Below are 2,678 nucleotides of genomic sequence, written 5' to 3'. Positions count from 1 at the left end.
TTATCGTCAAAACTGCGCAACACCTCAAGAGCATCACCCAAAATAACACTACAGTTTGGAGTCACACAAAAACCTCCTTTGGGCGCAATAGGGCAATACTTGATGAGTAATGCATAGTTTTTTTATCCCAAAAATGTAAGCGGACAGAGGGCCGTTTCAAGTTGGTGGACTCCTTTCAGTGGGTTTGGTTGTGAATATGTTGTATTCTTGTTGGGTGGCTAGAAAGTCTATTGGTAGGTGTATGTCGCCTGCGACAATTAGTCCTTGGCCTTGGTTTAGCTCAAGTAAGGTCTCCATCTCATTATTGGATAGGCCGATGGTTTGGCCTGCCTGTTTTATGGCTGACTCATCCTGTCTTAGCATCACCTTTGTTGCACAGTTCTCAATAACGGCTTTACCTGCAGAGTTTTCCAAAATATCTGCTAAACGTTGTGAGTTTAGTAGAAGAAGGACGTTGCGTTTTCTGCCCCTACGTGAAACCCCCTCCAAAAAGCTTGCCGACGCAGGCAAAGACGTGTAGAGCCAAAGCTCATCGATTAACACTACCTTGGGAATGTGTAGGGGTAAGAATTTAGTGTCATCTATCATTTGCCAGATTTTACTAAAAACAAGGACGTTGGCTGCTTGGAAGGTTAGGCTTCTTCTTTGGGTCATGGCCAGTTGACGATGTAACGCACTTAGGTTGAAGACCATGCGGTGTGAGAATGTTTGGGGTTGGCCCATGGTTAGGAAGCTGTCGGGGCCTGTGATGAAGGTCTCAAGTTGATCCTTTAGGTTGGGTGGACTGTTTTGGTAAACTTCGAGGAGGTCTTGGCTTGCGCCTACGATGCTGCGTAGTTCTTGGTAGTTTCGATTACCCGCCACACCCGCCAAATCAGCAAGTATGCCTGCCGCAGTATCCTTATTATCGCTGAAAATTCTCACGGGATCTAAGCCCAAGTTTTTCTCCGTGGTGACATCTAGCACGTCTGCACCTGAAAGGCGACCTACATTGCCGTATTCGTTCTCAGGATCAACTATGTAGTAGGCTATGTTGGGGTGTTTTTGGAGCAGTCTGGTTAGTAGGATTTTTGAGGTGAAGCTTTTACCGCTGCCACTTTTGCCCATAACTATGACATTTTGATTCATCCGTAAATGCGGATCAAACACTATAGGCGCACCTGTTAATTGGTTGATGCCCAAAAAGACCCCGCCGGGCGACTCTATCAAATCAGCTGAGACAAAGGGGAAGAACGTGCTGGCAGTAGTTGTGTCAACAACCAGTTTTTTACCTATAGTGCCGTGGGTTAGTTCTTGTTGGAAATATGTTGGGCAATCAAGACGTATAAACCGAGATTGCAACGTATCTCGTAGTTTCTTGGTTTTTACCTTAAGCTCCTCAAGATTATCAGCTTCAAGGGTGAGGTTAACTTTTAGCTCAAAAAGCCTTGTACCTCCCGTTATTAGGCCTTGGTAGGTGGCTTGGGCCATGTCATGTTTGAGTTTGATTTCCTCTTTGGGTAATCTGCCTTTGGATTGATCTGCTAACAAAATACTTTTGAGTAAACGTAAGTATTTGCCCATTTGCGTGCTAGCCACTTCAGGCGGTAGAGGTTTAACACTGATTAGCACTTTTTCACATAACCCGTAGAGTTCACTGACAAATCCAGGTAAGAGTTTACCGGGCAGTTGGTAGACTGTGAAAGTTCGTTGGAGTTTGCCGTTTTCAAGTTGAAGGTGTTTGGGAAAAGTTTTGGTTACGTTTGGTTTAGGAAGTTCAATTAGGGGTTGTTGTTTAAACCCACATTGCTCGATTAACCAGTCGATAGGTTCAACTGTTTGGATATAGAAGCGGTAATAAGTGGTTGTGAACTGGTTTTCAGTTATTTCAAGGGTCTTTTGGGTTTTTACAGCAGTTAGTTTGGCTTGGCAGGGCAAGCTGTTTAAGAGGCGTTGGAAGCGGCCAAGGGTTTCTTGACGTTTTTGTTTTGGCAACATGACATAGTTTACAGGAAACACTTCGTATACGCAAGCAGGTTGATGGGATTGTTGGTTAAGCTTAGCCTTAAGCAATAGTTTTTTGTGCATTTTGGGTTACCTCTTCTGTTTTTGGGTTGACTTGTATGGTTATTTGTTGGATTGTTTCTTGGGAGTCTTCGGGTTGAATGTCTATTTGAAAACGTCCGGGGTGATCGGGTGTGAAATAAGTGCAAAAGTATCCTTCTTGGTCGGTTGCACCATTTGAGTGAGCGGTGTTGTTTACGTTTACCTTGAAATTTTTACCTGAGAGAATTTTTCCTGAAAAATCCTTGAGAACACCCACCACCTTTACAGGAGCACCCAAGGTCGCTGAGAGCAGCATAGATCGTGAGGCTAGCTCCACAGACGATTTACCCTTAACTGATGTGGAGTGTTTGTGTTTTGTTGTTGTGGTTGTTTGTAAAAATTTTTTGATGAAATATAGCAGGTGGGCTTCAGGGGCAACAGTTTTAATTTTTCGGGTGAAAAGGGCTACTCCAGTAAAAAATATGCCACCCGCCACCACAATTTTAAACACCAAATCCCCAAAAGCAAGAGAAGCTATCCAAGCTAAAAGACCAAAAATTAAAAAGATGCCCATCTGCCGAATAGAAAAACGACCCACAGGCGTATCCAACATCTGCTCATTAAGAAAACCAACATTCTCAAACCACAATGTC

At 43.7% G+C, this 2,678-nt stretch carries 2 protein-coding genes; both read right to left on the bottom strand.

The features are described 5' to 3' along the window. Positions 1-156: 156 nt before the first annotated feature. Positions 157-2,067 (bottom strand): ATP-binding protein, encoded by a 1,911-nt coding sequence (locus FWF39_RS12335; RefSeq protein ID WP_343383736.1) that lies wholly within the window; start codon positions 2,065-2,067, stop codon positions 157-159. Continuing rightward, a partial coding sequence (locus FWF39_RS12330) for a hypothetical protein (RefSeq protein ID WP_343383735.1) occupies positions 2,045-2,678 on the bottom strand: 634 nt, incomplete at its 5' end. The genes FWF39_RS12330 and FWF39_RS12335, both read right to left, overlap by 23 nt.

It is taken from the genome of Candidatus Bathycorpusculum sp., assembly GCF_009778815.1.
GTDB classification, from domain to species: Archaea; Thermoproteota; Bathyarchaeia; order Bathyarchaeales; family Bathycorpusculaceae; genus Bathycorpusculum; species Bathycorpusculum hydrogenotrophicum.
This window is presented reverse-complemented; position numbering and strand designations above follow the sequence as displayed.